Origin of the sequence: Capnocytophaga sp. ARDL2, assembly GCF_041530365.1 — a bacterium.
Taxonomy (GTDB): domain Bacteria; phylum Bacteroidota; class Bacteroidia; order Flavobacteriales; family Flavobacteriaceae; genus Flavobacterium.
The window spans coordinates 1,478,020-1,503,781 of sequence record NZ_CP168034.1; the positions used below are offsets into that span (position 1 = coordinate 1,478,020).

Annotated in this window: 37 protein-coding genes and 1 tRNA gene; 17 read left to right on the forward strand and 21 right to left on the reverse strand. The window is 38.9% G+C overall.

Annotated elements, in window-relative coordinates; translation table 11 throughout:
• The first annotated feature begins 293 nt into the window (after positions 1-293).
• From AB4865_RS07435 to AB4865_RS07515, 17 genes are all read left to right on the forward strand, one after another.
• The gene (locus AB4865_RS07435; protein WP_372472646.1) at positions 294-695 is read left to right on the forward strand and encodes a helix-turn-helix domain-containing protein; all 402 of its coding nucleotides are present in this window, start codon (positions 294-296) and stop codon (positions 693-695) included.
• Positions 696-796: 101 nt separating this feature from the next.
• Positions 797-1,372: a hypothetical protein gene (locus AB4865_RS07440; RefSeq protein WP_372472647.1), complete on the forward strand. Its 576-nt coding sequence runs from the start codon at positions 797-799 to the stop codon at positions 1,370-1,372.
• The gene (locus tag AB4865_RS07445) at positions 1,359-2,900 is read left to right on the forward strand and encodes a hypothetical protein (protein ID WP_372472648.1); all 1,542 of its coding nucleotides are present in this window, start codon (positions 1,359-1,361) and stop codon (positions 2,898-2,900) included. Before AB4865_RS07440 ends, AB4865_RS07445 begins: the two co-directional genes overlap by 14 nt.
• A gap of 137 nt (positions 2,901-3,037) precedes the next feature.
• On the forward strand, positions 3,038-3,223 hold the full coding sequence (locus AB4865_RS07450) for a type II toxin-antitoxin system HicA family toxin (RefSeq protein ID WP_372472649.1): 186 nt from the start codon (positions 3,038-3,040) through the stop codon (positions 3,221-3,223).
• Between the two features lie 45 nt (positions 3,224-3,268).
• Positions 3,269-3,673 (forward strand): type II toxin-antitoxin system HicB family antitoxin, encoded by a 405-nt coding sequence (locus AB4865_RS07455; RefSeq protein WP_372472650.1) that lies wholly within the window; start codon positions 3,269-3,271, stop codon positions 3,671-3,673.
• A 108-nt stretch (positions 3,674-3,781) separates the two neighbouring features.
• Positions 3,782-5,116: a hypothetical protein gene (locus AB4865_RS07460; RefSeq protein ID WP_372472651.1), complete on the forward strand. Its 1,335-nt coding sequence runs from the start codon at positions 3,782-3,784 to the stop codon at positions 5,114-5,116.
• A gap of 66 nt (positions 5,117-5,182) precedes the next feature.
• The gene (locus AB4865_RS07465; protein WP_372472652.1) at positions 5,183-5,821 is read left to right on the forward strand and encodes a chromosome partitioning protein ParB; all 639 of its coding nucleotides are present in this window, start codon (positions 5,183-5,185) and stop codon (positions 5,819-5,821) included.
• 251 nt (positions 5,822-6,072) lie between these two features.
• Complete coding sequence (locus AB4865_RS07470; RefSeq protein WP_372472653.1) at positions 6,073-6,942, forward strand: hypothetical protein; 870 nt, start codon at positions 6,073-6,075, stop codon at positions 6,940-6,942.
• A gap of 143 nt (positions 6,943-7,085) precedes the next feature.
• Entirely contained in the window at positions 7,086-7,649 is a 564-nt protein-coding gene (locus AB4865_RS07475; RefSeq protein WP_372472654.1) for a hypothetical protein, read from the forward strand.
• Positions 7,650-7,654: 5 nt separating this feature from the next.
• A complete protein-coding gene (locus tag AB4865_RS07480; protein WP_372472655.1) occupies positions 7,655-9,259 on the forward strand; it encodes a hypothetical protein in 1,605 nt (534 codons plus the stop codon).
• Between the two features lie 3 nt (positions 9,260-9,262).
• Positions 9,263-9,808, forward strand: a complete 546-nt coding sequence (locus AB4865_RS07485; RefSeq protein WP_372472656.1) for a hypothetical protein — start codon at positions 9,263-9,265, stop codon at positions 9,806-9,808.
• Positions 9,780-10,157, forward strand: a complete 378-nt coding sequence (locus tag AB4865_RS07490; RefSeq protein WP_372472657.1) for a hypothetical protein — start codon at positions 9,780-9,782, stop codon at positions 10,155-10,157. Before AB4865_RS07485 ends, AB4865_RS07490 begins: the two co-directional genes overlap by 29 nt.
• A 23-nt stretch (positions 10,158-10,180) precedes the next feature.
• Positions 10,181-10,621, forward strand: a complete 441-nt coding sequence (locus tag AB4865_RS07495) for a hypothetical protein (RefSeq protein WP_372472658.1) — start codon at positions 10,181-10,183, stop codon at positions 10,619-10,621.
• Complete coding sequence (locus AB4865_RS07500; protein ID WP_372472659.1) at positions 10,608-11,180, forward strand: hypothetical protein; 573 nt, start codon at positions 10,608-10,610, stop codon at positions 11,178-11,180. Before AB4865_RS07495 ends, AB4865_RS07500 begins: the two co-directional genes overlap by 14 nt.
• Before the next feature lie 288 nt (positions 11,181-11,468).
• Positions 11,469-11,879 (forward strand): N-acetylmuramoyl-L-alanine amidase, encoded by a 411-nt coding sequence (locus AB4865_RS07505; protein WP_372472660.1) that lies wholly within the window; start codon positions 11,469-11,471, stop codon positions 11,877-11,879.
• Between the two features lie 102 nt (positions 11,880-11,981).
• A complete protein-coding gene (locus tag AB4865_RS07510; RefSeq protein ID WP_372472661.1) occupies positions 11,982-12,146 on the forward strand; it encodes a hypothetical protein in 165 nt (54 codons plus the stop codon).
• A 30-nt stretch (positions 12,147-12,176) separates the two neighbouring features.
• Entirely contained in the window at positions 12,177-12,560 is a 384-nt protein-coding gene (locus AB4865_RS07515; protein WP_372472662.1) for a DUF5053 domain-containing protein, read from the forward strand.
• A gap of 48 nt (positions 12,561-12,608) precedes the next feature.
• Here the strand turns inward: AB4865_RS07515 and AB4865_RS07520 are convergent, their stop codons facing one another.
• The 21 genes from AB4865_RS07520 to AB4865_RS07620 form a co-directional block, all read right to left on the reverse strand.
• Positions 12,609-13,796: a tyrosine-type recombinase/integrase gene (locus tag AB4865_RS07520; protein WP_372472663.1), complete on the reverse strand. Its 1,188-nt coding sequence runs from the start codon at positions 13,794-13,796 to the stop codon at positions 12,609-12,611.
• 112 nt (positions 13,797-13,908) lie between these two features.
• Positions 13,909-13,982: transfer RNA gene (locus AB4865_RS07525), tRNA-Met, on the reverse strand.
• A 278-nt stretch (positions 13,983-14,260) separates the two neighbouring features.
• Complete coding sequence (locus AB4865_RS07530; RefSeq protein WP_372472664.1) at positions 14,261-14,923, reverse strand: formyltransferase family protein; 663 nt, start codon at positions 14,921-14,923, stop codon at positions 14,261-14,263.
• On the reverse strand, positions 14,907-15,485 hold the full coding sequence (locus AB4865_RS07535; RefSeq protein ID WP_372474893.1) for a GNAT family N-acetyltransferase: 579 nt from the start codon (positions 15,483-15,485) through the stop codon (positions 14,907-14,909). Before AB4865_RS07535 ends, AB4865_RS07530 begins: the two co-directional genes overlap by 17 nt.
• The gene (locus AB4865_RS07540; protein WP_372472665.1) at positions 15,389-15,937 is read right to left on the reverse strand and encodes a hypothetical protein; all 549 of its coding nucleotides are present in this window, start codon (positions 15,935-15,937) and stop codon (positions 15,389-15,391) included. The genes AB4865_RS07535 and AB4865_RS07540 overlap by 97 nt, the downstream gene beginning before the upstream one ends.
• Entirely contained in the window at positions 15,903-16,076 is a 174-nt protein-coding gene (locus tag AB4865_RS07545) for a hypothetical protein (RefSeq protein WP_372472666.1), read from the reverse strand. Before AB4865_RS07545 ends, AB4865_RS07540 begins: the two co-directional genes overlap by 35 nt.
• A 43-nt stretch (positions 16,077-16,119) precedes the next feature.
• Positions 16,120-16,248: a hypothetical protein gene (locus AB4865_RS07550; RefSeq protein ID WP_372472667.1), complete on the reverse strand. Its 129-nt coding sequence runs from the start codon at positions 16,246-16,248 to the stop codon at positions 16,120-16,122.
• Positions 16,249-16,461: 213 nt separating this feature from the next.
• The gene (locus AB4865_RS07555; RefSeq protein ID WP_372472668.1) at positions 16,462-17,283 is read right to left on the reverse strand and encodes a hypothetical protein; all 822 of its coding nucleotides are present in this window, start codon (positions 17,281-17,283) and stop codon (positions 16,462-16,464) included.
• 119 nt (positions 17,284-17,402) lie between these two features.
• Positions 17,403-18,017, reverse strand: a complete 615-nt coding sequence (locus AB4865_RS07560; protein ID WP_372472669.1) for a hypothetical protein — start codon at positions 18,015-18,017, stop codon at positions 17,403-17,405.
• Complete coding sequence (locus AB4865_RS07565) at positions 18,014-18,214, reverse strand: hypothetical protein (RefSeq protein WP_372472670.1); 201 nt, start codon at positions 18,212-18,214, stop codon at positions 18,014-18,016. The genes AB4865_RS07560 and AB4865_RS07565 overlap by 4 nt, the downstream gene beginning before the upstream one ends.
• 1 nt (position 18,215) lies before the next feature.
• Entirely contained in the window at positions 18,216-18,647 is a 432-nt protein-coding gene (locus AB4865_RS07570; protein WP_372472671.1) for a hypothetical protein, read from the reverse strand.
• Positions 18,647-19,327 carry a hypothetical protein gene (locus AB4865_RS07575; protein ID WP_372472672.1) on the reverse strand — a complete coding sequence of 227 codons (681 nt, stop codon included), beginning with the start codon at positions 19,325-19,327 and terminating at the stop codon, positions 18,647-18,649. The genes AB4865_RS07570 and AB4865_RS07575 overlap by 1 nt, the downstream gene beginning before the upstream one ends.
• Positions 19,324-19,797: a hypothetical protein gene (locus AB4865_RS07580; RefSeq protein WP_372472673.1), complete on the reverse strand. Its 474-nt coding sequence runs from the start codon at positions 19,795-19,797 to the stop codon at positions 19,324-19,326. The genes AB4865_RS07575 and AB4865_RS07580 overlap by 4 nt, the downstream gene beginning before the upstream one ends.
• Positions 19,790-20,641 (reverse strand): hypothetical protein, encoded by an 852-nt coding sequence (locus tag AB4865_RS07585; protein ID WP_372472674.1) that lies wholly within the window; start codon positions 20,639-20,641, stop codon positions 19,790-19,792. Before AB4865_RS07585 ends, AB4865_RS07580 begins: the two co-directional genes overlap by 8 nt.
• 4 nt (positions 20,642-20,645) lie before the next feature.
• Positions 20,646-20,924 (reverse strand): hypothetical protein, encoded by a 279-nt coding sequence (locus tag AB4865_RS07590; protein ID WP_372472675.1) that lies wholly within the window; start codon positions 20,922-20,924, stop codon positions 20,646-20,648.
• The gene (locus tag AB4865_RS07595; RefSeq protein WP_372472676.1) at positions 20,925-21,221 is read right to left on the reverse strand and encodes a cell wall anchor protein; all 297 of its coding nucleotides are present in this window, start codon (positions 21,219-21,221) and stop codon (positions 20,925-20,927) included.
• Positions 21,222-21,234: 13 nt separating this feature from the next.
• Entirely contained in the window at positions 21,235-21,720 is a 486-nt protein-coding gene (locus AB4865_RS07600; RefSeq protein ID WP_372472677.1) for a hypothetical protein, read from the reverse strand.
• Positions 21,717-22,715 carry a hypothetical protein gene (locus AB4865_RS07605; protein WP_372472678.1) on the reverse strand — a complete coding sequence of 333 codons (999 nt, stop codon included), beginning with the start codon at positions 22,713-22,715 and terminating at the stop codon, positions 21,717-21,719. Before AB4865_RS07605 ends, AB4865_RS07600 begins: the two co-directional genes overlap by 4 nt.
• A gap of 11 nt (positions 22,716-22,726) precedes the next feature.
• The gene (locus AB4865_RS07610) at positions 22,727-23,371 is read right to left on the reverse strand and encodes a DUF6046 domain-containing protein (protein ID WP_372472679.1); all 645 of its coding nucleotides are present in this window, start codon (positions 23,369-23,371) and stop codon (positions 22,727-22,729) included.
• Entirely contained in the window at positions 23,364-23,642 is a 279-nt protein-coding gene (locus AB4865_RS07615; RefSeq protein WP_372472680.1) for a hypothetical protein, read from the reverse strand. Before AB4865_RS07615 ends, AB4865_RS07610 begins: the two co-directional genes overlap by 8 nt.
• A gap of 56 nt (positions 23,643-23,698) precedes the next feature.
• Entirely contained in the window at positions 23,699-25,738 is a 2,040-nt protein-coding gene (locus tag AB4865_RS07620) for a phage tail tape measure protein (RefSeq protein ID WP_372472681.1), read from the reverse strand.
• Between the last annotated feature and the right edge of the window lie 24 nt (positions 25,739-25,762).

Here is a 25,762-nt window from a genome sequence, read left to right on the forward strand (position 1 = left end):
AATGAAAAAAGTTGTAAAAATATTTTGGTATTCAAAAAAATATCATTATCTTTGTAATGTAAATAATAAATAAAACAATATGAAGTATTCAGAACTGCACCGAAAATTGAAAAGGCAGGATGTTATCTAAAAAAGCAAGGCAAAAGGCATCCATAATGGTACAGCCCTATTACAGGTAGAACTTTTCCAACAAGTAGGCACGAAAACCAAGAAGTTGCAACAGGAACATTAAAAAGTATTGAAGAAGATTCAGGGGTAAAATTTTAACCCCTGAATATAAAAAATAAAAAAATATGGAAATAAGAGCATTTATAGAAAAGGGTAAAGATGGAATGTATAGCATCTATGTAAAAAATAATCCGTTACCATTTGGATTGTTGGGTACAGGTGCAACCATAGAAGAAGCAAAAGAAGATTTTTATATTTCAATAGAAGAAATGCAAGAGATTTATGAAGAAGAAAATAAAGATTTTCCATTGTTTTCAGTGGTGTTTGATTATGATACTACTTCATTTTTAGAGTATTACAATCAATATATTACCTTGTCAGGATTAGGAAAATTGACAGGTATAAACAAAGCACAATTGAGTCATTACATACAAGGAGTAAGAAATCCAAGTTTGGCTACTACACAAAAAATTCAAACCGCTTTACATAAATTTGCAGATGAATTAAAATCTATTCAGTTTTATTAATTATTTACATCTTTTATTAATTTCTGAATACTTATGCCCTGCCTTTTCGGTAGGGCTTTTTTGTCCTTTTCACTACTAAAAAAACACTGCAACTTTGCTGTATGGAACTAATAAAACAAACCAAAGACAGCAGTTTAGCCAAAATACAAGCCAGCTATTTAGACGAAAATGCTGTGGTACTTACTGAGAAACAACAGCTTATCAAAAACCGCCTTGCACACGCTTGGGGGTTGCGACTCAATGATAAATATTCGCCCCATCAGATTATACAAATCTTGATGAGAGAACACAAAATTAGCCAAGCCACTGCCTACCGTGATTATAACTGGGCAATGCAAATATTTGGCAACCTCGATGCTACATACCTCGCAGCCGAAAAACAAGTGCTGAAAGAAGCTCTGTGGGATACCTACCAACGAGCCAAACAACAAGGCGAATTGGCAGTAGAAATCAAGGCCCTGAAAGAATACCGCTCGTTGTTCAACTTTGATGAAAGCGAAAACCAAGTAGATCCAAACAAAATTCAAGCTCACGAATACCGCATACAATTGGTGCGTTGGGCATATCCAAAACTCGCAGAAATGTTTGAGGGCGGTGTGTTAGATTTCAACAATCTAAATGTAGAAGATGTAGAATTTAAAGAGCAAATCCAAACCGACGAAGATGAGCAAGATTAAAAGAGAAATCAGCAACCTAATAAAACCTATCAAAAAAATAGAGCTGAACCTTATGCAGATGACCGCCATATTGGCAAATCAGAAATATGGTATCAAAAACGTCAGCGTAGAGGCAGGGCGTGCCGCTGGAAAATCTACCATTTTGGGTTGGTTTATAAAAGAAGCCGTAAGGCAAATGCCTCGCAGTACTGGAGTCATCGTGGGCGAAACTTTCGTGCAAATAAAAACGCGTACCTTGCCCTCTACCAAAGAGGGTATGGAAATGTTTGGCTTGTACGAAGGTATAGATTACATCGTAGGTAGGTGCGGACAAAAAGAGGGGTTTGAGATGCCATTCCAGGCACCTGATTCGTGGAGTAATGTGATACACTTTCGTAATGGTGCAATTGCTGTAATGGTTTCTTTGGATAATCCCAATTCTGGGCGTGGTCTCAACTCATACTGGGTAATGGGCGACGAGGCGGCTCTGCTCACCTACGAGCGATTGTACAACAATGTGCTTACAACCAACCGTGCCGTAAAACCGCAATTCAAAAATAAATCAATGCTCAATGCCACGATTTTCACTTCATCAGTAGCAATGACAGAAAAAGGCAAATGGTTTACCGATAGGGAAGAAAAAGCCAGGAAGAACCCCAAAAAGTTTGCGTTCTTAAAATTCAATTCTTTGGTCAATAAACACAACCTTACCGATGGTTGGATAGAGCAAATGCGTGAAGAAGCCCTATCGCAAGTGCTGTTTGATGCTGAGATTATGAACATTCGCCCTCGAGGTATTGCAGACGGTTTTTACGCTCAATTGAGTAAAACCAAGCATTATTATTCCTACAAAGACGATATAGATGCTTTGGGCGATATGATTGACAGCTACAATCCCAGTTGCAAATACGACACCGATTTGGTGCGAAATGTACCCTTGCAGTTCAATCTGGATTTCGGTGGGCGTATCAACTGCGGTACAGTATCACAACGATTAGACTCGGTGAACGAAATTCGTTTTATCAAAGAATTTTTCGTAAAAAATCCCAAAAAGTTAAGTGATTTGGTAGAAGAATTCATTGAGTATTACGAACCTCACAAGCATTCGTGCAATATCGTGCATTTGTATCACGACCGAAGCGGTTACAAGCAAGAAGCCAACTCCAAGACTACCTTGGCAGAAGATGTGGAGAATGCCCTCCGCAAGGCGGGTTGGCGTGTGATCAATAAAACGCCGAATACTAATAATCCTGCACATATTGAGAAATTTCGTTTGATTAATGAAATTTTATCCGAACAGAACGAGAATTTGCCAAAGGTTAGGATTAATGAGAACCGTTGCCCCAATTTGATTATTTCAATGGAAAACGCACCGCTTACAGACAACGATGCTTTTAAGAAGGATAAATCCTCCGAGCGAAGTACGACAATTCCGCAAGAACACGCTACGCACTTTTCTGATACGGTAGATTATTGTTTGTACTGGCAGTTTGCCTACCTTATCGACAATCATTACACCGATTCGTATTTTATATCCAATTTGCCGTAGTAAGCCGTAGGCAGTTCCGATAGCTATCGGAAGCAGGAGGCTTTTTTTGAAAAAAAGTAACAAAAATGTTTCAGAAAACTTACAAGAAACAAAAATGTTTCTTATATTTGCAGTGTTAATAATAATAGTTCTTTGAAATGAAGGTAAACGAAATTCTAAAAAGGATTTTAAAAGATGGTTGGTATTTGTACAGACACGGTGCCAATCACGATGTTTATAGACATCCTACGAAGAGCGGACAGGTTATTGTGCCAAGATACGGAGCAAAAGAGCTTCGTAAAGGCACAGAAATAAACATCCTAAAAGAGGCAGGGCTAAAATAAAGCCCCCTTTTATATTATTATTAACTTTTTTTAAAAATGTAAATTATGAATACCATTAATGTAATTTTAGAAAAAACAAACACAGGATATTCTGCCTATTCAACCGAAATAACAGGTGCAGGTACAGTAGGCGATACAATAGAAGAAGTAAAAAATAATTACGCTGAAATCATAGAACTTACTATTGATTATTTCAATGAAATAGGCGATGTAGAAAAAGCACAGCAATTACAAACAGCCAATATAAAATATCATATCGATTTGAATGCTTTTTTTGAATATTATTCTTTATTCAATAAAAGCGAGTTAGCAAAATATTTGGGTATAAATCCAAGCCATCTGCGTAGGTTGTCTATGCCAAATATGGAACTTTCTAACGAAAAAGCAGAACAAATACAAATGGGTTTGCAAAGATTGTCTAAAGAAATACAAACTTTTAGTTTTTCGTAGCAGAAACTATTTATTATTAACACCCTTGCCCTACTATCGTAGGGCATTTTTTTTGTCCTTTTCAATCCTTAAAAAACACTGCACCTTTGCTGTATAAACAGTTTTAGGATGAAAAAAATCTCTCAAGACATATACGCCCTAAGTGGCGGTGCGGTGGTGCGATTTACAGGCAGTAGCAAAAACGCCCCTACGCATTCTGCTCCAAAACTACTTCCTACCAATGCCGACACCGAAGAATGGTGCAACTGGGGAGACGACAACTTATACCCCAAACGACTACTTGAAAAAATAGAAAAAGTAGGTGCCGCTTCGGGCGGTTTGGAAATACTCACTTCTGCCCATTACGGTACAGGCATCAAAGTGTATGAAATGCGTGATGGTGAAACTGACGCTACCTTTCACGAAGTAATACCCAGCGAAGCCCCTAATATTTTCGACTTTTTTGACCGTACGCAGTTCGAGTTGGTACTATCGGATGTAATTGTAGATTACGAAACCTTGGGCATTGCCTTTCCAGAATTTTTACTCTCGCCCAATGGCAACGAAATCATCTCGGTAATACGCCACAAAGCCGCCGATTGCCGATTTGAGAAACCTATAAACGGAATGATAAACCATGTGTATATCAACACCGCTTGGGGCGAAACCGAATTTGACAAACGCAATACTGTAAAAGTACCTTGTTTTTCTATGTATCATTCTATGCAAGAGATACAAGAAGAATGCAAAAAAAGAGGCATTCGCAAATTTATTATGCCTATTATCAACACGCTTACTATCGAAAAAGTATATCCGTCTGTCGGTTGGCACTCGGCATTCAAAAGCGGTTGGATAGATGTAGTTTTATCTATTCCGGAATTTAAAAAATATATGTACGAACAGCAGTTCAACTTCAAATATCTCATTCATATTGCCGATGATTATTTTGTGCATCGATACGGCAAAGAAGTTTGGGACGAGTTCGATGCTGAGAAAAAAGAACGCCTACGCAACGAAATGGCAACCGCCATTGATGAAGAAATGAGCGGCAACAAAGGCGGTGGAAAATCGTTGATTTCTCCGTTTTTTAGAGATAGAAATTCAGGCGAAGTTATCAAAGGAATTCAAATAGAAGAAATACCACAAACCTTGGCAAGTGGCGAATTTCTACCAGACGCATCGGCAGGAAACTCAGAGATATTATTTTCAATGGGTGTAGATCCTGCGTTGCTTGGAGCAGGAATACCTGGTGGAAAAAATTTGAGCGGTTCAGGGTCGGACAAACGCGAAGCCTATACCATATTATGTGCAAGATTGCCACGCAAACACGCACGCACCTTGCAAGTATTCCGATTGATACAAAAGTGGAACGGCTGGAATCCCAACTTTGTAGCCAAACTGCCCAACATCAATCTCACCACATTAGACAAAAATCCAAACGGACAAGTGAAAGTGATTAATTAGTAGTGAGTAATGAGTAATGAGTAATTAGCTTCCTGCTTAAAGCCTATCATCTAAATTCTAAAAACAATGGAACACAACGAAGATTATTTAAACTTTATAAACAAATTTAAAGCAAAGAAAACAAAAGACGACTGCTATACACCCCCAGCGGTTTATGATGCGGTGCTGAGTTATGTAAAAGAAAAATGTGATATAGAAGGTCTGAAAGTCGTTCGCCCTTTTTATCCCACTGGTGATTATCAAAAAGAAGATTACACCAATTGCGTAGTGATAGACAATCCGCCTTTTTCTATAATTTCGGAAATCATCCGCTTTTACAATGCTCGTAAAATAAAATATTTTCTCTTTGCCCCTTACCTTACTTTGTTCGGTACAAATCAAGATTATACAGGTATTGTAACAGATAGCGATATAATCTATGAAAACGGAGCAAAAGTAAAAACCTCATTTGTAAGCAATCTATTCGGAGATAAAAAAATAATAGGTTGCACCGATTTAGCAGGTAGAATAAAGAAAGCACAAGAAGACGAAAAACCTAAAAAGCCGTGTTATCAATACCCTTTTAATGTAGTTACAAGTCGAGATATAGGCTACTTAGTGAATAAAGGGATTGACATTGAAATAGACAACAAAGATGTGCAGTTCTGCCGTGGTTTGGATAGCCAAAAACCTTTTAAAAAAAAATATTCGGTTCAGGTTTTTTAGTGTCTGATAAAGTAGCCAAAGCAATGGAAAAAGCAATGGAAAAAGCAAATGTTATTGTTTGGGAAATATCCGAAAGAGAAAAAGAAATAATTAACAATTTAGGATAATAGAAAGCCTATTGCTTAAAGCCTAAAGCCTACAAAAGACAACAAAAATAATTTCCTTTTTTGTCCGAAAAATAAAATGATTTATTAACCCCAAAAAAACAGCCCTAAATAATTCCCCTCCTTGGGAGGGGGTAGGGGAGGCTTATGATACTATCCAAAGACGAAATACTCAACCTTACCCGATTGCCAAAGAATTTTGACAGCAATCTTATAGACTTAGACTATGGTTTTCAGTCCAAAATATTTCCATTGGTGTCGCAAAACATCTTTGACGAACTCAAAACCGAAAAACTAAGCATTTACCAAAACCTCGCAAAAGCAGGGGTGTTGTATGCTTTTGTGTTGGATATTCCTAAAATAAAAGTGCATATTTCCAACTATGGCATCAACCAATTCGAGCAAAACAAAACCGCCAAAGCCCCTTGGTGGGATGTGCGAGATTTGGGATTGAGTTGGCTCAAAAAAGCCGATTTTTTCCTTGCCACAGCCTTGAAGCAATTAGGCACGGAAGCCAATTACAAAACCACAGTAGATTTTTTCAACAAATCATTTCCGCTCATTAGCTTTGAAGAATTCGATACCTATTACGGCTTGAACAACAGCATCGACTCATATTTCACCCTTGTACAGCTGATGAACAGCATTTGGGAAGATTTCCAAAGAAACTTTGCCCCTTGTAGTGTAGATGATTTCCTTGCCGATGAAACTTTGAAGCAATACATCCGAGGTTATATCATCAACCGAGCCTTGAGCGATGCCGCCGATTACGGTTCGTTGGTATTCCTCACCACAGGTATTGCCTATCAGTACGAAGAACTGCCGTGGCAAAAGTCGGTAGTATTGTCGGTACGAGCCTTGAACAGCATCAGAGCCAAATACCGCAACGAAGCCGACTATTTCCTAAAACGCATCTTTGTGTATCTTCAAAATAACCAGGTATTATTTCCTTGTTATGCTCAAAGAGAAAATAACGGAGCAAAGATTATCAAGAAAAAAGGAGGGCTTTTTTTGTAGTCCTCACCCCAGCCCTCTCCCAAGGAGAGGGTGATAAGAAGGGGCTTTGCTGTCGTTTCTCAACAATCTATGTAGAAGTAAATTTGCCATACTCAACAATCTCTAATTCCCCCTTGGGGGGTTAGGGGGCTTATTTTAAACAAATGTACCTCACAGACCTTCCATATTGCCCACAAGACGACTGGTATGCTGGTCTGTATCGTCGTATCTATTACGCACCGGCATCGTGGTTTCGTAAGTTGGAAACATCGCCACAGATACATTCCCTATTAGAGATGACAGTAGATGTACATCAAATAGAGATGAAAATAGGCTGTGAGCTGAAATATATTGATGTGTTGTACGAATCGGCACATATAGAAAATCAGAAAAAAGGTGTATTTGGAGTGAGTAAATTTTCAAGCACATTAGAATTTTCGTTGCCTACACATCTGTTGCCCAACAGAATATTTATGTACAGCACAGCCAACGAGCCTATGGTGTTTATTGTACCCGACAACAACGGTAGAAGTTGGATAGTGGGCAATCTCTACAACCCAGCTAAACAACAAACCAACCGTCTCAGCACAGGACAAAGTGTAGAAGGCGACAGTACTCTACAACTCAGCTACACCGCTCAATCGCCCTTGTATAGATTGAAAGGAGAAATAGAAGCAATCGAAAGCGTAGGAGCATTTTCAACAGGATTTTCAAACGGATTTGCATAAAAATTATGAAAGAAAAACAAAGGGAGATACACAATCTATTACCAAACAATACCAAAGGCGAAATCACTGAGAAAAAACTCCGTGATGCCTTTGATATTGTATATACAATGGTAGATGCCAATTTGCAGTCTATTCAAAACCTACAACAAACCGTAGAAGATAGTACGCCTAAAACCCATACACACCGTATCGCCGATGTATCAGGATTGCAAACAGCATTGGACAGCAAGGCGAGTGCTACACATACGCATACCATTGCAAATATCAGTAATTTGCAAACAGCATTGGACGGTAAGGCAAGTGCAACACATACGCATACCATTGCAAATATCAGCAATTTGCAATCAGCCTTGGACAGTAAGGCAAGTGCAACACATACGCATACCATTGCAAATATCAGTAATTTGCAAACAGCATTGGACGGTAAGGCAAGTGCAACACATACGCATACCATTGCAAATATCAGTAATTTGCAAACAGCATTGGACGGTAAGGCAAGTGCAACACATACGCATACCATTGCAAATATCAGCAATTTGCAAACAGCATTGGACAGTAAGGCAAGTGCTACACATACGCATACCATTGCAAATATCAGCAATTTGCAAACAGCATTGGACAGAAAAGTAACTGCTGTAACTGGAAAAAATTTATCAACCAATGATTTTACCAATGAATTGAAAGATAAATTGATAGGTTTGGAAAATGTAGATTTGCGTGGCATTGAAAATTCAATTGCCGATATAAATAATAATTTAGATAATAAACTGTCTTTGAATGGGGGTACAATTAAAGGAATAATAGTATTTGACCAAAAAGATAGAAACAAACCTCTTTTTGTTTTAAATACTCAAGGTCTAACTGCTGTGCCAGTAGCAGGAGGTTTTGAGACAGACGGTACTTCTTTGTATTATACCAATTCTCGAAGTATTAGAAAAAAACTTTCTTTTGATGGCGAATCAGGAGATTTGTCTTTTTATCATGGGAGTGGTAGAGAGTATGTTTTTGCACAAGTGATCAGTACTACATCTCATACTACTCCTCACACTCCGATTTCTAAACCATTTAATATCAATGTGCGTAAATCTCCGGTGGTAAATATAGATGTATTTGCAAGATATGTTTATCATTATTTATCTGCCAATATACCAAATAGTTTGTCTTTAAGAATTTATTTAAAGATAGTAGGGAATAGGTATAAATTTGGCGAAAACAAAGGTGATACCAATTATACAGAAGATAGTAGTAGAATTCTATTAGGTTTGATAAATATTTTTAGCAATGGGCTAAACTCTCCTTTAAAAAATGAATTGTTTCACATGTTCAATTCTTTGGTATTTGAAACTACTCCGAGAGGGTGGACAACTTTTTGTTACAGACCGCTGAATGTAGATTTTTATAGTTCTATGTATAGAGAAGATAAAAAGGATTTGAATAGTAGAGTGTTGATAGATACAGTAACCAAACAAGAGGTAGATATCAATACAAATTCTGATATACAATTTATCCTTGAATGTAATACTGTTTGGTCCTATCGTTCCAATTATACTGGTTCAAGACGAACAGAATTTCAATCATTTTTTCCTTTAATTCATGTACGAAATATTTAAATTATGGCATTGATAACAAAAGAAATTAGCAATCATAAAAAACTCACCAATCTACAAAGAAAAGTGAGTGTTGTAGGTTTTCTTGCTGATGACAATAGCAAGACAGTAAACTTTTTTTATATCATTCAGCATCATGTAGATGATGAAGAGGTACAAATGCTTGTGCCTGTAAAAGAGTGGGTAGTAAGTAATCAATACAAAGTTCGGATCCGTGACGAAAACAACCAACCTATCCCCAATCCCAATTATGTCCCATTAGATGCAGATGTAAACAACACTGGTCAATGGCAGGATGATACTATGGGAGATGAAGAAAATACACCAAATTCAGACAATACGGAAATTCTCGATGGGCATCAATGGGATCATGGTACACAAGGGCAATGGGATGTACGCACTCCAGAACAGCGAGACGAATTTCTGATGATGCCAGCTTATGATTATTTCAAACAATTGACTTTTGAAAATGAGCACCCCGTGAGCATCAAACAATTGTTGGACCGTTATATTTCTCAAAACGATGAAGAAGGTTTTTTTGATTTTTATTAGATACATAGGTAGTATATTTCTATTCTTGTTAGCTTTTATCTTGTTTTTGCCATTGTCTTTGCTCAACTATCTTATTTTGTTGGGCAATGGCAAAGCAAAGGGGTATTTTTTGAGCAGTGCCGTCAATCTTGACCGTTTTGGAAATTATGAGTTTCGCACCTTGTTCAATCACACCCTGCGGAAAAACAACGGCTACAAGTTTGGAAATTTTGAAGAGACCGTCAGCTCAGTATTAGGAAAAAATCAAAGAGATGATACTCTTAGTATTACAGGTAAAATACTCGCATTTATATTAGACACCATCGATAAAGATCATTGTAAAAAAAGCATCAATACGCAAATAGAATAAAACCCCAAAAAACAAACACAATTATGACCGAAAGAAACATTGTAAACAGTACAGGGCTACTACTTTTCAGCGGACTGATAGAATACCTATATCCGATGAAATGGTTTGCCCTGCTCGCCTTTATTATCATCGTAGCCGATTTGAGATTTGGCACACTCGCCGCCAAAAAACGAGGCGAAACCGTACGCTTTAGCCGAGCTATCAAACGCACCGGCAACAAAATAGTCGATTATACCTGTTGGTTACTCCTGGCATGGGCGTTGGGATTAGCCTTTGGCGACTATTTAGAAAGTCAGTTTTTGCCAGCCATTGTATTGGCAGTCATCTTTGGCATTGAACTCGAATCCTGCTTTAGCAACTATTTCGAGACCAAAGGAATGAAAGTAAAAATCAATCTGTTGGCACTATTGCAAAAAAATGCACATATTATAAACATTACAAAAAAAGAAAATGAGGAAATTTGATAATTTGGAAATTTGGAAATATTCAGCATTTGGCTTACTGCTTATTGCATATAGCTTATTGCTATTTTCCTGTAGTACAAAGAAAAAAGTAGAAACCGACCAAACGGTTGCGACCTCTAGCGTACAGTCTCAAGAAACGAAACAGCAAAAAGAAGCACAAACAGTCGTTGTGCGAGATACTGTTTTTGTAGAAAGTTACAAACAGGAAGCCGTAAGTATTACGCAGGCAGCAAAGCGAAATCGCATCGAAAAAAAACGCGAATATTACGAATCCGGAACACTCAAAAGAGAAATAGAAGTCTCCGTTTCGGAAAACGAAATCCTCCAGCAGCTCACGCACGAAAATCATATACTCAAGCAAAACGAAGCACGACTAAAGGAAGAACTAAAACAACTGGAGCAACAATCACAACAGCAAGCGTCGGAACAGCACAGTACACACACAAAACAAAAACTCAAACAACTCACAACAACCGCCAAAATAGGTTATACATTGGTTGCTATTGGTATAGTACTCGCTTTGGTGCTGTTTGCTTTGCGATTAAAGAAAATAATTTGAAAATGCTTGATTTTTTATATATATTAATTGATAATCTGATTTTGAATTTTATTTGCTTTTTTATGCTTGTCATTTACTTTCTTACAGCAGAGCTATCTAAAAGCAAATTGGAAAGTTATGATAGACGAAATGTAAATATAGAAAAAGAAGAAATCAAAATTATTGTAAATTATATTTTGGTTATTTTATTCCTTATAGGTGTATTTATAGATTGGAGTTCAGTTTTTCAAATTTCTCAATCCATGCCTCGTTAGATACGAGGTTTAAATCTCAAAATTACAAAGTACCATGCGACACATCACACACCTTGTTGTGCATTGCACAGCCACACCACAGACCACTACCATAGCCAGCATACAAAGCTATTGGCGTATGCACCGCAAGTGGAAAAATCCAGGCTATCATTACATCATCAAGCCCAATGGCGAAATCGTACAATTACAACCCGAAGACAAGCCTACCAATGGCGTAGCAGATCACAACGCCCACAGCATACACATCAGTTATATAGGCGGTATAGATGCCAAAGGTATGCCGATAGACAATCGCACCCCACAGCAAAAGCTCAGCCTACACAAGCTACTTACATTGCTAAAAAAACGCTACCCAAAAGCCATTATCCAAGGGCATAAAGATTTTCCAAATGTAAAAAAAGCATGCCCCAGCTTCGATGCCAGGACAGAGTATAAGGGGCTTTAAAGCCTCCCCAACCCCTCCCAAGGAGGGGCTTTTTTTTTGAAAAAAAGTTTGTGTAATTACAAAAATGTTATTATATTTGTATAGTTAAAAATAAGAAAAGATATGACAGATGAAGAAAGAGAATCCGAAAGACAGCGATTGAAAAGTGATTTTGACTACTATTTAGAAAATTACAACGAGCTGACAAGAGTTCGACCCAATTACAAAAAAATTGTAGATAAAGAAATCAACCGATTGGTAAAAGCGTTAAAAGCCCTCAGCAGATAGGGGGCTTTGTTTCACTAAAACTATAAAATTATGTTTGAAAAAGTAAAAGAACTAAGAGATAGATATTCAAAAGCAACTACTCTTGAAGAAAAGCAACAAATACAAAAAGAAACAGACCAATTACGAGTAGAAAACCCACAAGCGTGGGCAGATGCGATGTTGGAATGTATTACAGAATCGGCAGATAAAGCAGAAAAATTAGTAGCTAAAAAACGATTAGACGAAATTAGCAACATTATTTCTATTTCCTATATAGCCAAAGAGTATTTTGGGAAAACGCCACAATGGTTCTACCAAAGGCTGAATGAAAATATTGTGAACGGCAAACCAGCCACCTTTACAGAAGATGAAATAAAAACGCTGAATTTTGCTCTAAAAGACATTAGTAAAAAAATAGGCTCGGTTAGTATCTAATCTTATTTTTAACACCCTTTCCCTACCATTGAGCCGTGGTAGGGATTTTTATTTCAACAAGTGGCTATAATCCTCTGGAAGTTCTGCGTCTATATCACGCAGGTATTTTTCCAAGGCGGTAAGGGTGGTGTGTCCTGTAATGAGCATTAGTCGGCTTTTTACCTCAAAGGGAGAGTATTCTTTTCGCAGTTCTCTGTACAGCTTGGTAATAAAAGTGTGCCTGAAAGAGTAAATACCATAATCCTCATCCAGTTTGAAATGCTCTTTTACCTTTTTGAATCGTTTGCTCCAGTAGTCTCTGCGGTTTACTTCCGATGTTTCCCAAAAGCCCGGACCATTGGGCGAAAACAAAAAATATTCCGCAGGAAAAACCTCCATGTGTTTGATTTCTTGAAACAAAATATCTGGGATAATTTTGGTTTTGGCGGTATCGGTTTTGGTTTGTACGGTCAATCGTTTTTGGTCAAAATCTATGTTTTTTATTTGCAACCTTGCCACTTCTATCGGACGCAAAAAGTTGTAAGAAATAAATTTCAAGTACAACAACAGCAGGGGGTCTGATTGCTGAAGGTAGTCAAAAATTTTCTGTTCTTGTTTTTGCGTATAGGTTTTATTTCGTTTGGGTTTTACCTTTAATTGAGGTATTTTATCACACGGATTGGTTTCTATGTATTCGTTGGCTTCCAAGGTGGAGAAAAACGAAGACAGACACGCTCGTTGGTTGTTTCTATTTTTGGGCGACGAGCGATGTAATACCTCATTTAGATAGGTAAGCACTACTTTTTTCGTGAGTGTATGCACATACATTCTTGCAAAACCATTTTTGCCTATCCATTTATAAAACATATTGATACGCGATTTGTAGTCTTGCAGTGTGCTTGGACTTACGGTTTTTTCCCACAATTTCATAACAAAATCGATAGCATCTTCGATGGTAATGTTTTGTTTTTTTGCTTGTAATGGATTTTGTTTATAAGGCGACCATCCAGTTTCGAGCAGTTCGATGAGTTCTTGTTTTAAGGCTTTGAGGTACATCATTCGTTCGCTTTTGGTTTTAAAGCCGTTGGTACTGCCTTTGATGTTGGGTTGTCGTATGAGCAGGTTATCTTTACGAAAGCTCCAGCGCAGGTACCAGTGTTTTTTCAGAGCCTGTTCACGCATTTCTTTAGGATATTCCATCCATTTATCGGGGTCGAGCCCCCCAGTATAAAAACCAATTGAATAATTTTTTTTCATTTCAAAAAAGTGTACTTTTTGGTGTACTTTTGCATCTAAAATTTCAGAAAGTTGCATAAAAAAACAAAGGATTTAAGCCTTAAATCCTTTGTTTGCAGTGGTTTAGAAATAGTAGCGAGGACGGGATTTGAACCCGTGACCTCAGGGTTATGAATCCTGCGCTCTAACCACCTGAGCTACCTCGCCTGATTTTTACGATTGCAAATATACGACAGAAAAAACATAACTTCCAAATCTATTTTCATGTTTTTTTTGCTATTTTTTTTAGTGTGTTGACTATTAGTTTTTTAGTTTTTTCTTTTTTTGAGAAATTTTATTTTGTTTCTATTTTATTTATGTTTTTTTATAATCCGCAAAATGAAATGTACCAAAATTCAAAATGAAATGTACATTTTTTGAGGATTTCATCATCAAGCACAAAGGTATATAAAAACATAAAAACACGGCAATTGAGCCGTGTTTTTTTACGTACTTTCCCCTGCAAACTGCTCCAACATCAGCAGGTCGGGTTTGTAAATATCTTTGACGTTGGTGTCCGGCTCAAAGGTAGAGAAACGTTTGTCCTGTGGCGTTCGCTTGATTACTCCATTTAAAATATCTTTAAAAGCTACTTCAAAGAGTTTTAAACCCATAGGCAATAATTCATCTCTCCATAAATCCGTTGCCCTTTCCTTTGGGTTGAGGTAATACTCAGGAGGTATAAAACACCAATCCTGATACGCTATATCGCCCCTATCAATCCCTGCATTGAGCCAAAATACGGTACCGCCCGTAATGGCGTCGTGCATCTTTATCGCCCACTCAATTGCCGAACGCCCACGATGACGAGGCAACAAACTTGGGTGATAGCCGAGCCAACCCAAACGAGGTATATAACGCGTTCTTTTACCTATATAATCAAACGAATGGGCGGTAATGCCTAAATCACATTGAAGCATCGTGTCGCCGTTGAGCATACCCGCAGGAATAATAGGCGCGTTCCAAAGTCGAGCCAAATCGCCTATATATTTGTCGTCTAACGGACAACACACACCCACGATTTCCATTTCCAAACGCTGACAAAGCCGGAATACCTCCCCCGCAAAATACTTCTGTCCGCTTATAAAAACTTTAAATTTTTCTTTCATTTTGTATTGATTTTTCGCTGTCGGTAGTACCGACTCCCAAATATTTAAACCCTTGCACGGCACGAAAATGCCCTCCGTATCCTGCTTTCATTTTCTTACCCCCACCGATAGGCTTACACGTTCGTTGCATTGATTTCATACTCCTTAGCTTGTTGTCACCGTGTAATTTCGCCGATGTTTGCCTCCATAATTTAGAATTTCTAAGGTATCCACACAATTGCGGATGCGAGGTATGAAAGAACGTATGGTATTTATACCCTTTGCGTCCATTGCCCTCCAAATGGTACTGCATCACGAAATTTAGGAATTGTGTACCCACGCCTGCCCCTTGCCACTCGGGCATCACTACCAAGCGAGTTGCACGATAGGCTTTTGCTGTAAAAAGTGGCGTTACCGCCAAATGGCAAACGAGTTCGCCGTCCACCGTGCCGACAAAGTATTCCGCACAAGGCGGATGCGGTAAATCTAAATAGTAATGCTCTTTAAAAAACTTCCAGAAACTGCCGTCCGCCTTCCAAATGTCGAGTTGGATAGGGGGACGGCTTGAGACTTTTTTCGGCAGACACCCTCCCGCGTGTCGTACACCCAATCGGGTTGTAACCACTCTACAATATCATAATGGCACGATAGGAGAATGATTTGCTTTTTACCGTTTTTTCTGAAAGATTTCGCAAAAGCGGAAGCCCCAATTTTAGCAATTTGCCTGTCCACAACAGAGGTAAATTCATCAACAATTACTTTGTCGTAGTCCTCGCAAATCAGCCGTGCCAATCCCGCACGGAATTGCTCCCCATTGCTCAATACCTTAAACGGACGCAACCACGCAGGAACATCGCCAAGTCCGACCGCCGAGAGTGCCGCCGTTACTTCATTCATTGATTTGTGCGGAGCGATGTCCTCTACAATGGGTAGATTTTCGTTCCAACCCTCTGACAAATTGATAATGCCGTTGTCCCAAATTTGTTTACCGATGGAGGTTTTACCACTTCCCGAAGGGACCAACGATAAGCCCAATTTGCCAATCGTCGCCCTCGATAGGTAGTTCGGCGGTGTGCTCCCACGTATGTCCGCTTTCGGCATTGAATAACGATTTTACTTTTTCTGCTCGAAACGAAGTAAAATCCTCGCAAGTGTGTTTTACATTGATTTTCATTCTTAATTTATTTTTTTAATAATCGCCAGCGGTGAGCCACCGCTCATACTGATACTACTTTTAAATTCTTAAACCCCATTTGTTTGAGCTTTTCAAATAACTTTTTTTGCTCTTGTTCGCTGTCCACTTTGATAATTACAGCGTGTTGTTCTTTATACTTAAATTCTGACATATTTTTCTTTTTTTATTATTTTTGCAATTCCTACATCGGTAAATATAAAAAAGCACACAGGTACAGAAGACTTATTTGTCCTCCGTTGCTTCGTGCATTCGTTTAAAAAAGGTCAGAGTTTTTTAAAGCGGAGGACATTTTTTATCCTCCTTTATTTTTTTTGATTTTCATTTATTTATATATTTAACCTTTAATATCACTTCATTAAAAAAATCACATCGTAGTAGCCGAAAGTACCACCCACGCATTCAAATTCGTTACAAATCGTAAATGGACACAATGTACCGTATCACCCACTATACTCACATTCCTCGTCCTCACAAAATTTTGGGCAGTACGCTCGTGCGGAGAATACACCTGATGATTCATCATTTGTATCGTACATTGTTTGCCGTGTACAATTATCTCATCGCCATCTACAGGGGCAGTTTTAGTTATCCTAAGCGTTCCAGGTGGCTCACCCCCATACCAAATTCTCTCTATTCTCGGATAAACAGTATTCGTTAAAGTTACATTTTGTGTTGTAGTAGTACTATTCAAAGTATTAGCAACTCCGTCTGTCATTACACCAATTCGTTGCTTAATGATTCGGCGATTGGCTTGAGAAATGTTATTGCTAATATTACTGAGCGATATGGTAGCGTATTGCCCATTTAGATTTAAATTACCCGAATGATATACGAGGTATTTTTGATAAAACATTCCTCGCTCTGACACTCTAAAGGAATTAGACTCGCTCCAGGGCGAGTTGCCCCAACCCATGTACAGATAATGTAAATGATCGCCTGTAGAGAGAGAGCCTATCCCAGAAATCACTTGTGTTTGTGACAAATTCTTCCACCACAAGCCAGTCGCATTGTATGTAGATGCCTGTTTGAAATTTATTGCATTCACACCACTAACAGAGTTAAACTGCACATTCGCACCTATATTCAACGATTGATTGATAGTTTCCAGATAGTTGAAATTGTAGTGATATTGCCCTTGTATATGAGTGGGCAAATCCACCTGTTCTTTGCGTATTTTCTTTGCCATAATCTTTTATTTTAAAGCGAAAATCTCTACTTCATCACCCACAATAATAGGCGTTGGCAAACTTGCCTGTGCCAATCTCAAAATATTACCAGAAATGGTTACAGCACTTGCAGGTTGCATCACGCCGTTGAGGAAAACCAATATTTTATTCGGCCAAACCCTGAAGCAACTAATGAGATATTTACACTGCCACTAACTATATCACTACTTACAATAGTTCGCACCTGCCTATTGATTGTAATCCCTATAGAGTCGATAAAATTTTTCAATATTTTGGCACTCCACACACGATTGACCGTGTCTGCTCCCGCCTCCAATAGTGCATTAGTTCCCGCAGCATAAGTCGTATCTTTGTCGGTAAATGTTCCCGAAATCACGGTGTTGTCTCTCAAGGTAATGCGTATGGTTTTCGTAGCATCGCCTGTTACTTGCACACTTGCCACACCTTTAGGATCGGTTTCAGCAGTCAAAAAGGCTGAAGTGTCAATCGTTCCCGAAAGCACATCCCATCCCGAACCATTCCAAGCCACATTATCGCCAGCATTTACCCTCGGATTTGCGTTTGCTTGAATTATATTCCACACATCGCCCACTTGATTGCCCACACTTGGCAACCCTGCATAAGTGTGTTTTTGCCCTTTGTACGACATAGTAGCCGACAATCGAGCGTTGATATAGTCTGCAATGGTTTTGGCGGATACACTACGCAATGCAGTATCAGTACCTGTATTCAAAAGTGCTTGTGTAAGCTAGGATACTGAGTGTTCAGGTCGTTGAAAGTAGATGTAAGCACACTACCATCGTTAAAGGTTAAGGTCAATATTTTAGTAGTATTTCCTGTAAAAGCAATCCCCGTTACTCGTTTGTTGTTAGCTTGGTTCAACGCCTGTTCCAAGCCCTCTATCTGTTCTTTCCTGATTAATTTTGCCATTTTAAAAATTATATGTTACGACCACCAAGTCATCGGCTTTTATATCGACACCTGCTGTTTGATGATCTATCGTCAAGATGTTATTGTTTAGCCCCACGGCTTCTGGTATTACAAAAACCCCTCGTAAATACACTTTTACGCTTTCCGTAATAGGATTGTTTTCGAGCGTTAAGGTCAGTTTTTGCTGAACAAACCAACTTTCATGCACCATAAACGATTCACTCTTAAAGTTGCCCCCCATTTGCGTTTTTATAGCCTCCAACTCCGAGAGAGCCTTATTTAGATAGTTGATGATGTCGTTGGTTTTCGATACCCATTCGTTGATTTCCGTAGCCGACAGCATTTCATTTTCCGAAATCTTACGCTCTGCAATGAGCCGTTGTTTTGCAGGGCTGTCTATTTTAGTCCCAATTTGTAGTAATTCTATTGCCATTATCTTTCAAATATTTGCCATTCTACTTCGTTTCTTTCGGCTCCGTCCAAAGATGCTCGTATTTCTATTGAAAAACCATTGGCATTAGATTCTAATATTTTGGACACGGGATAACTATTATGAGACGCTCCCTCAATTCTTAAAGTATAAGAAATAAAATACGGCTCCTCAATAGGCTTTGGAAAAACAATCGGAACAACGGTAGTCGAGGTAGAAGAATTGTTGTAAGAAAACAAATCATCAACCACCCCACTTGCTATCATTCGATGTTTTTTGTAGTAAATCAAACGCTTTTTTGATATAGTTTCATAAATTGGAGGAGTAACATCTACATTGGGAATATTAACCAATTCTGCAAAATACCTCACATTTATCGGCAGCTCTTCCAATGCCGTACTCAGTTGGTTATTGGTATTGTACAAATCGGTTTCTTCCAGTTTGTGTATGCGAAAAGCATTGCCCACAGCACCAGTATTTTTATAAGGCACGATTTTTCCATCGAAGACAAACATGCCCGATTCTACAGTACCGTCTGCGTTTTGCACCATACCGTTCAATACTTCGCCGTGCTTTTTGTCGGCAACTATGGCCCGTTCCAAAAAATCCAACGATCGCTGTAGATTGATTATTTCACGAGTTTTCAGCGGAAACCCTGTTGCAGATACTTTTAGTCGTTTCATATATAAATGATTTTATAATTTTTAGAATAGATTTTATAATAATTAGTCAACCGTTTAACGGCCTCTTCTTGCCCTTGCAGTTCCGTAGGTACTTTAATGATAAAGTTTGGGGAAAAATCCTCCTCATCGTCATACAAATATACAGGTATATCATCATAGATATAAAGCGGTTTTTCGTCCTGTGGATGATACACATACAGTTGAATATGAGGTTGCATAGTTTCGATGACTATTCTGCGTTGGGCATTGTCAAAGGCATCGTTGAGTACCTTTTGCAAGTAGCACACCTGCCCATTGTGGCTCAGTCGGTAGCGTTGGTCTTCCAACCGCTGTAAAAACCACTCGTGTTGGCTACGTATGGGTTTTGTGAGTACATACAGCCAAGCCAATAGTACCGATTTTCGCAAAAACGATGGTGTAAGCTGTTGCACCAATCTGTGCCAATTCACTTGAAAAATAGCATTATTCATAGTCTGTAAATGGTATGTAATCAATGGTTAAAACCTCTTCGTCCAATCGCATATATCCAGCATCTGGTATTCGCACCTCGTTGATGATGCCTATATTGGATGCGTGGGCGTCTTCATAGAAATGATTTCCGTATTTGCTCCATGCACCTTGCACTTTTACCATTTCCACGGCAGGGAGTCGCTCAATAGCTCGTTCCAAGCGTGATTCTACAAAGGCACCGTTAAACTCAACGGACTTCAAATAGCCGTTGATAGCCTTTTTCACAGGTTCGGTGTCCGAGCCGTCGAGCAGTTCGCCTTGGGTGTTCATCAGCATAGGGTTGTAATATACCGAAAGGTGCAGTTTCAAATCGTCAGCTACATGCGAAGTCGCCAGTACAAAAGTCCCTGCATCGCTCACTTGGTTCATATACGCCTGAAAAGCAATCAACTCTTCACTTGATAATGGTTGCAGTTCATCGCCCACGGTTTTCACCGTTTTTATGCGTAAATGGTTGTTCATTTTCACCACAGCGGCATTGCTTACTATCCTATCCCCCAACCCCTCTCCTAAGGAGAGGGGAGCGTATTCGTCTGTCTCTGGCAAGAGTTCCACTCCGTGTTGATATGCCATTGCTTTTTCTCTGTACCACTTACGAGTATGCGGACGCGTATCTGCAATACGGCGTTCTATTTCTTGTTCTTTTTGATGCATCAATCGTTCGTGTATGTGTATGCAAAAAGCCACTATATATATCCACAATCGCCAAATGGCTGTGTGGCTTGTGCTATTCAATCCAGCCAAAGCAGGTTCTGCCTCTTTCGCTTGGATTAGTTCCTGTTGTATTTCGTTTAAAGTTCTCATAGCCTCACAATATCATCGGTAATACCTCAATTGGAAAAACATATTCGTTCACTTGTTCCGTAGCTATATCCGTAGCGGGTTGAATGTTTTTATTCTTGTAATAGTTTACTATTTCATTATTTTTTTTCAAAACAATTGAAAGTCGTAGGCTTTGCCCAGCTGATAATTCGTCAGAGACAGAAAGATTATTTTCTAAACAAATATCAAAAACCGCCTCGGCACTACCACAATGTTGTATCGCCACATCGAGTAGGGTTTGCCCCTGTAAAACAGTTATTTTCATTTATACCTTCTTCCCATTTAGCTGTTTATACTTTTTCAATTCGGCTACAAGTTCATCTACCGAGGTTTCCAGTTCACGGATTCGCAAGTTTGCCGCCTCAAGGTCGGAGATGTCTTTAGCGTATTTGTTTGATAAGTCTTCAATCATTTCACGATAGATTTTCACGGCTTTATCCACATTGTCGAGTTCGGAGGTTTGTACCTCCATTTGTTCTTTCGCTCTTCCAAACCACCAACCCACTACCGCCGACACGATCGTTCCAATGATAGGTAAAATAAAATCTTTGATTGTTTCCATTTTTAAATTGTTTTTAATCGTCTTTTAAAAAGGTTTGAAACCGTTGAGCAATCGCCGTAAATTCTGCCAAATTTACAAGTCCTGTGGTAGGGCCTTGTGGGTGCGTGAAATTCATATTTTGAATCGCCTGTAATAAATCTTCCATCAGCTTATAAAGCGTTTCATTTTGTTTTTTTAGAAGGAAGCCGTCCTGCATCTTAAATTCCGTTTCGCCTACTTTTAGCTCATAACTCTCCACTTCATCTGCCCAAATTAAAAAAGGTTTCGTTTCATCGTTTTCAATTAAACCAATCAAACAAATAGTGCCTTGTTTAGGCTTTATCTGGATGTTTTCTAGTCCAAGTAAAACATCGTAATAAGGTAGTTCATCACTTACACCTATTGCCGCCATTGTTTTTTCTTCCCAATTAACCTCCTTTGCTTCTGCCCATACCGTTTGCACTTTGGCAAAAGATTTTATCTTCTCATTAATGGCTTGGTTCAACTTGTCTAAACTCATTTTTTCACTGCTTGCCCTAAGGTTATTTCTTGTCTATATCCACTGCTTTGGTCAAATGTTTTCTTCACGCTATCTACATAATAAATCCCTTGTCTATCTTGGTATAGTGTAGAAGTTATTTTTACCCGTTGCCCGTGCTGTATGCTCGGAGTTCCTAACGCCTTAAAAGAACCATCATACCCCTCTTTTTTTCGGTCGTTATACATTTTCTTTACCGCCTCTTCCAGCTCCTTTTGGGTGCGAACATTAAATGTCCAGTTAATGGTATCATTCGCTTCTTTGTCGCCCCATTCGAATTTTAGCTTTTTGTTTTTCTCTTTATTCTTAACCGCTTTGGCAACTTCCTGCATACTTTGTCCGATGATTTTTACCAGTCGTTCCTCTTTGGATAAGTAGTTCAAATCATTGCTTTCGCAATTTCTTTCTAAATCAAAGGTTGGTACTTCATTACTCACATCAGAATAAGGCTTGGCAATGGTCAGTTTTCCATTTCGGATAAAGGAATAAAGACTCATTTCACTTTGTAATTTATTCAGCACTTCGCCCAGCGTTACCTTGCTAAACCGCACCGCTCCAAGTGATACATTCAAATCTACATCCGTAGGGTAGTCATTGACTACTTTGTCAATAAAACCTTTCAGCGTAATATTGGGCGAAGCGAAATTGACAGGTATTTGTTTGAGTTTCCACATTTCATCTTCTAATTTCAGCGTAATAGGATAATTTGCCGAAACTTGGTCAATGTAGCCTTTAAACTCTAATCTCAAATCGCCGTTATAACCTAAATAGATTTCCACAGGGTCGCCCTTTTTGAAAACATCTTTGATATTTTGCTTGTCAAAGTCTTTGATGTTTCTGGGTAAAACAATTTCTGCCTTTCCGCAAATCATCTTCCACGATAGCTCTATTTCACAAGAGGAAATTCTCATAATAGAAAACGCCCCTCGTCTGTCTGTTTTCAAAAAACGCACTTCGGCACTCATTGCATAGGTCATCGCTTTTGTTTTTAGTCAATTAATAATTCTATCGGTTCATCACTTACGGCGGTTATTTCAATCGGTATCACATTCGGAGAACCTGAAACACTTTTAATATCAATATCCTCTAATACAATACTTTTGATATTCTTTTTTGTGAATAAATAACCTTCTATTCCAATACTTCCCGCCACTCCAAACCATTCTAAAATTTTCTTCTCTTGCTCTCGTTCGGTAAGCTCTTTATTTCGTAGGCAAAGGGTTCTTATTCGTATGTTCCAATCGTCAAAACCATAGACTTCTTTTACCGTTCCATTCGCTCCGAGCGTGGTTGTTTTAATGATGTTTTTTGCTCTGCTAAAATCTGCCATTGTGGCATCGGGTAGCCAAAAATCATTGAGTGAAGTATCTACTAATCGCCCTTTATCATCATATTTTTTAAATTGACCTCCTAAAAACTTCATCGGAAAAACGACAGGCGTTCCGTAGATGCTTTTTCGCTCTGCTTCTTCAGGCATTACCCTTTCCATTATTTTAGGATCATACCCCAACATATCAGGCGTTGGCGATTGGCCCAATGGAAAAGTAAGATATACGGGCATTACTCCGAAAGCTGCTTTAAAAAGCTGTCCCACATATACTCTGTTATCTAATCCTAATGTTTTATTATCCATGGTTCATTTGTGTTTCTATCTTGGTTTTTAGTTCGTCATAATCTTTGTTATCCAATGCCAAATGAATACGCATTTGTCTCTCTATAGCTATCTTATCTGTTTTAGCCTTGATGTACTGATAAAGATTAGGCCCTAATATGGGAGTTTCTTTCCATTCGCCTTGCGTAGATTGAAGGATTAAAGACACCTCTTGCATTTCGCTTTTACCAATGTCAAAATCTCCATTAGAAATTTTCACATCATTTTGATTATCCAGTAAAATATCTTTCATCTTTTTATGCTTTATGCAATAGACTATAAGCATAAAGCCTACTGTTTATTGCGTTTTTATTCTAATGCTGCAAGTCCATCTCTTAATCTATCGGTAATTTGTCCCACAATTTTATCCGCTGCACTATTTCGGCTGTTGCCACTAAAATGGTTATGAATAGTCAGCGTAACATTCATTGTTCTGTTTCCTTTACTTCCAGACATATTTAGTCCATCAGATTGAGAACCGCTACCGCTTCCTTTTACTCCTTTACTTTTAGCATTGTTACCTCCTCCGTTAGTTCCTAAAAAGCTATCCACGCTCACCGCTCCTACTTTTGGCGAATTATTAGTTACAGGTGGATTGTCTTTTTGAGGCTCTTTTTTCTTTTTTGCTTCTACCTCTTCAGTGGTAACAAGATTAAGATTTCTTCTCATTTCTTCTATTTTAGAAGCTCCTGTCCCTGCTAAATGTCCTAAACCTGGCAGATTAGATGCTAATTCTAAAATCTGTTGCAAGGGCTTTAAAATCGTATCCAATAAGACAATACCTATCCTTTTCAACGCCCCTAAAATTCCCCCTGTCTGAAAGGCTTTTTTGATGCTTTCCCAGTGGTCATAAATGGATTTAAAAGCGTTAATTACCATTCCTACTGGCCCTAAAAACATCAGTAAAGCCGCTCCCCATTCGTTATATTTATTGATTGCCAAAGCTACCACCGCTACTAACGCTACCACTGCCGCCACAATAATACCTACAGGGTTTGCACTCATCGCTGCATTGAGGAGCCATTGTTTAGCCGTCATTATTCCTGTCCATATACTGGCTAATTTTTGCCCTACAGCGGTGGCTCTAAACCATACAGCCGTTGATTTTAGTACTGGGGCTAATCCGGAATAAGCTGCTCCTAAATCTCCAGCTACTGAAATAGCACTCCCCATACCGCTTCCTACAAGCCCCATTACTTTAAAAACATCAAATCCTGCAATCTGAAAATCCTCCAATTTTGCCTTCAGTCGGCTCATTTTCTCACTCCAGCCCTCCATTATGGTTTGGGCTTGTTCGTAAGCTACATTGGTACCTGTAATCTTTTCTGTTAATTCCTCTTGATATTGTGCCGAATTAATCAAGGCTTGTGCGGACTGAACATTTTCCGCTCCAAATACCGCCGCCAACGCATCTGTATTTTGCCCAATCTTTTGAAGCTCCTTTAATCGTTCTGCAAAGGGGGTAGAAGCATCTGCTACTTTTTTCATATTAACCCCATAATTGGCGAGTATGTTTGTAGCCTCTTTGGACAAAGCCGATGGAGCGTTCATTTTAATAAGGACATTTCGCAACCCTACTCCTGCCTCTGCTCCGTACTTTCCGCCTTGTGCCAATGCTTGAAGTGCCGAATTGGTCTCTTCAAAAGATACATTAGCCAATTTTGCCATTCCTCCAGCCTGTACCAATGCTTGTGAAGTCTGGGTAACCTCCGAGGCTCCCTCTTGAGCCCCTGCCGCCATCACATTCATCATTCGCTCCATTTCACGAGATGCCTCTATGGGGTCATTCAAATTAACTTTGAATTGAAGCATTGAAGTGGTCAAAGCGTCGGTTGCTCCTGTTACATCTCCACCCATTGTTTTCGCCAATGTATTGGCATATTTACCCATATTGGATAAAGCCTCTTGACTTTCGCCAATTTGTGGCCCTAAACGGGAAAGTACCGTTTGAAATAGCCCTAAATTATCCGTAGCACTGGTGCCAAATTCTTTAGCTAACCCTCTGGCTTTACCGCCTAATTTGTCCAACTCATCGCCTGTAACGCCTGTAATGGCAGATACATCTAATAGGGCTTTTTCGTACTTTTCGCCAACTTGTGCCGATTCTGAAAAAATGTTAAAGAAACTACTTAGCCCATTACTTGCCGCCATCCAATCAATCGCACGAACCTGCCTCAAACAATCGCCAAACTTCCGAGCCTTAGTTGTCGCTTTTTCTATTTTCTCCGAAACATTTTCAAATGAATTACCCACCGCTTCGGCAGTTTTCTTCCCTTTCTCATTGATAACATTGAGAGGGGCGGAAATCTTATCGCTCACATTCAGCGTCCAAGTGGTTGTATAATTCATTTTTATTTACTACTTTCGTTAAAA

Excerpts from the sequence above, each read along its gene's own strand:
- AB4865_RS07595 (WP_372472676.1), bottom strand. The coding sequence starts at position 21,221 with ATGGAAACAATCAAAGATTTTATTTTACCTATCATTGGAACGATCGTG.
- AB4865_RS07590 (WP_372472675.1), bottom strand. The coding sequence starts at position 20,924 with ATGAAAATAACTGTTTTACAGGGGCAAACCCTACTCGATGTGGCGATA.
- AB4865_RS07545 (WP_372472666.1), bottom strand. The coding sequence starts at position 16,076 with ATGAAAATCAATGTAAAACACACTTGCGAGGATTTTACTTCGTTTCGA.
- AB4865_RS07570 (WP_372472671.1), bottom strand. The coding sequence starts at position 18,647 with ATGGCAATAGAATTACTACAAATTGGGACTAAAATAGACAGCCCTGCA.
- AB4865_RS07505 (WP_372472660.1), top strand. The coding sequence starts at position 11,469 with ATGCGACACATCACACACCTTGTTGTGCATTGCACAGCCACACCACAG.
- AB4865_RS07600 (WP_372472677.1), bottom strand. The coding sequence starts at position 21,720 with ATGAGTTTAGACAAGTTGAACCAAGCCATTAATGAGAAGATAAAATCT.
- AB4865_RS07530 (WP_372472664.1), bottom strand. The coding sequence starts at position 14,923 with ATGAAAGAAAAATTTAAAGTTTTTATAAGCGGACAGAAGTATTTTGCG.
- AB4865_RS07465 (WP_372472652.1), top strand. The coding sequence starts at position 5,183 with ATGGAACACAACGAAGATTATTTAAACTTTATAAACAAATTTAAAGCA.
- AB4865_RS07555 (WP_372472668.1), bottom strand. The coding sequence starts at position 17,283 with ATGGCAAAGAAAATACGCAAAGAACAGGTGGATTTGCCCACTCATATA.
- AB4865_RS07440 (WP_372472647.1), top strand. The coding sequence starts at position 797 with ATGGAACTAATAAAACAAACCAAAGACAGCAGTTTAGCCAAAATACAA.
- AB4865_RS07580 (WP_372472673.1), bottom strand. The coding sequence starts at position 19,797 with ATGAATAATGCTATTTTTCAAGTGAATTGGCACAGATTGGTGCAACAG.
- AB4865_RS07480 (WP_372472655.1), top strand. The coding sequence starts at position 7,655 with ATGAAAGAAAAACAAAGGGAGATACACAATCTATTACCAAACAATACC.
- AB4865_RS07450 (WP_372472649.1), top strand. The coding sequence starts at position 3,038 with ATGAAGGTAAACGAAATTCTAAAAAGGATTTTAAAAGATGGTTGGTAT.
- AB4865_RS07575 (WP_372472672.1), bottom strand. The coding sequence starts at position 19,327 with ATGAAACGACTAAAAGTATCTGCAACAGGGTTTCCGCTGAAAACTCGT.
- AB4865_RS07500 (WP_372472659.1), top strand. The coding sequence starts at position 10,608 with ATGAGGAAATTTGATAATTTGGAAATTTGGAAATATTCAGCATTTGGC.
- AB4865_RS07490 (WP_372472657.1), top strand. The coding sequence starts at position 9,780 with ATGAAGAAGGTTTTTTTGATTTTTATTAGATACATAGGTAGTATATTT.
- AB4865_RS07445 (WP_372472648.1), top strand. The coding sequence starts at position 1,359 with ATGAGCAAGATTAAAAGAGAAATCAGCAACCTAATAAAACCTATCAAA.
- AB4865_RS07585 (WP_372472674.1), bottom strand. The coding sequence starts at position 20,641 with ATGAGAACTTTAAACGAAATACAACAGGAACTAATCCAAGCGAAAGAG.
- AB4865_RS07615 (WP_372472680.1), bottom strand. The coding sequence starts at position 23,642 with ATGAAAGATATTTTACTGGATAATCAAAATGATGTGAAAATTTCTAAT.
- AB4865_RS07475 (WP_372472654.1), top strand. The coding sequence starts at position 7,086 with ATGTACCTCACAGACCTTCCATATTGCCCACAAGACGACTGGTATGCT.
- AB4865_RS07565 (WP_372472670.1), bottom strand. The coding sequence starts at position 18,214 with ATGGCAAAATTAATCAGGAAAGAACAGATAGAGGGCTTGGAACAGGCG.
- AB4865_RS07455 (WP_372472650.1), top strand. The coding sequence starts at position 3,269 with ATGAATACCATTAATGTAATTTTAGAAAAAACAAACACAGGATATTCT.
- AB4865_RS07460 (WP_372472651.1), top strand. The coding sequence starts at position 3,782 with ATGAAAAAAATCTCTCAAGACATATACGCCCTAAGTGGCGGTGCGGTG.
- AB4865_RS07620 (WP_372472681.1), bottom strand. The coding sequence starts at position 25,738 with ATGAATTATACAACCACTTGGACGCTGAATGTGAGCGATAAGATTTCC.
- AB4865_RS07435 (WP_372472646.1), top strand. The coding sequence starts at position 294 with ATGGAAATAAGAGCATTTATAGAAAAGGGTAAAGATGGAATGTATAGC.
- AB4865_RS07520 (WP_372472663.1), bottom strand. The coding sequence starts at position 13,796 with ATGAAAAAAAATTATTCAATTGGTTTTTATACTGGGGGGCTCGACCCC.
- AB4865_RS07485 (WP_372472656.1), top strand. The coding sequence starts at position 9,263 with ATGGCATTGATAACAAAAGAAATTAGCAATCATAAAAAACTCACCAAT.
- AB4865_RS07550 (WP_372472667.1), bottom strand. The coding sequence starts at position 16,248 with ATGTCAGAATTTAAGTATAAAGAACAACACGCTGTAATTATCAAAGTG.
- AB4865_RS07605 (WP_372472678.1), bottom strand. The coding sequence starts at position 22,715 with ATGACCTATGCAATGAGTGCCGAAGTGCGTTTTTTGAAAACAGACAGA.
- AB4865_RS07495 (WP_372472658.1), top strand. The coding sequence starts at position 10,181 with ATGACCGAAAGAAACATTGTAAACAGTACAGGGCTACTACTTTTCAGC.
- AB4865_RS07510 (WP_372472661.1), top strand. The coding sequence starts at position 11,982 with ATGACAGATGAAGAAAGAGAATCCGAAAGACAGCGATTGAAAAGTGAT.
- AB4865_RS07515 (WP_372472662.1), top strand. The coding sequence starts at position 12,177 with ATGTTTGAAAAAGTAAAAGAACTAAGAGATAGATATTCAAAAGCAACT.
- AB4865_RS07610 (WP_372472679.1), bottom strand. The coding sequence starts at position 23,371 with ATGGATAATAAAACATTAGGATTAGATAACAGAGTATATGTGGGACAG.
- AB4865_RS07470 (WP_372472653.1), top strand. The coding sequence starts at position 6,073 with ATGATACTATCCAAAGACGAAATACTCAACCTTACCCGATTGCCAAAG.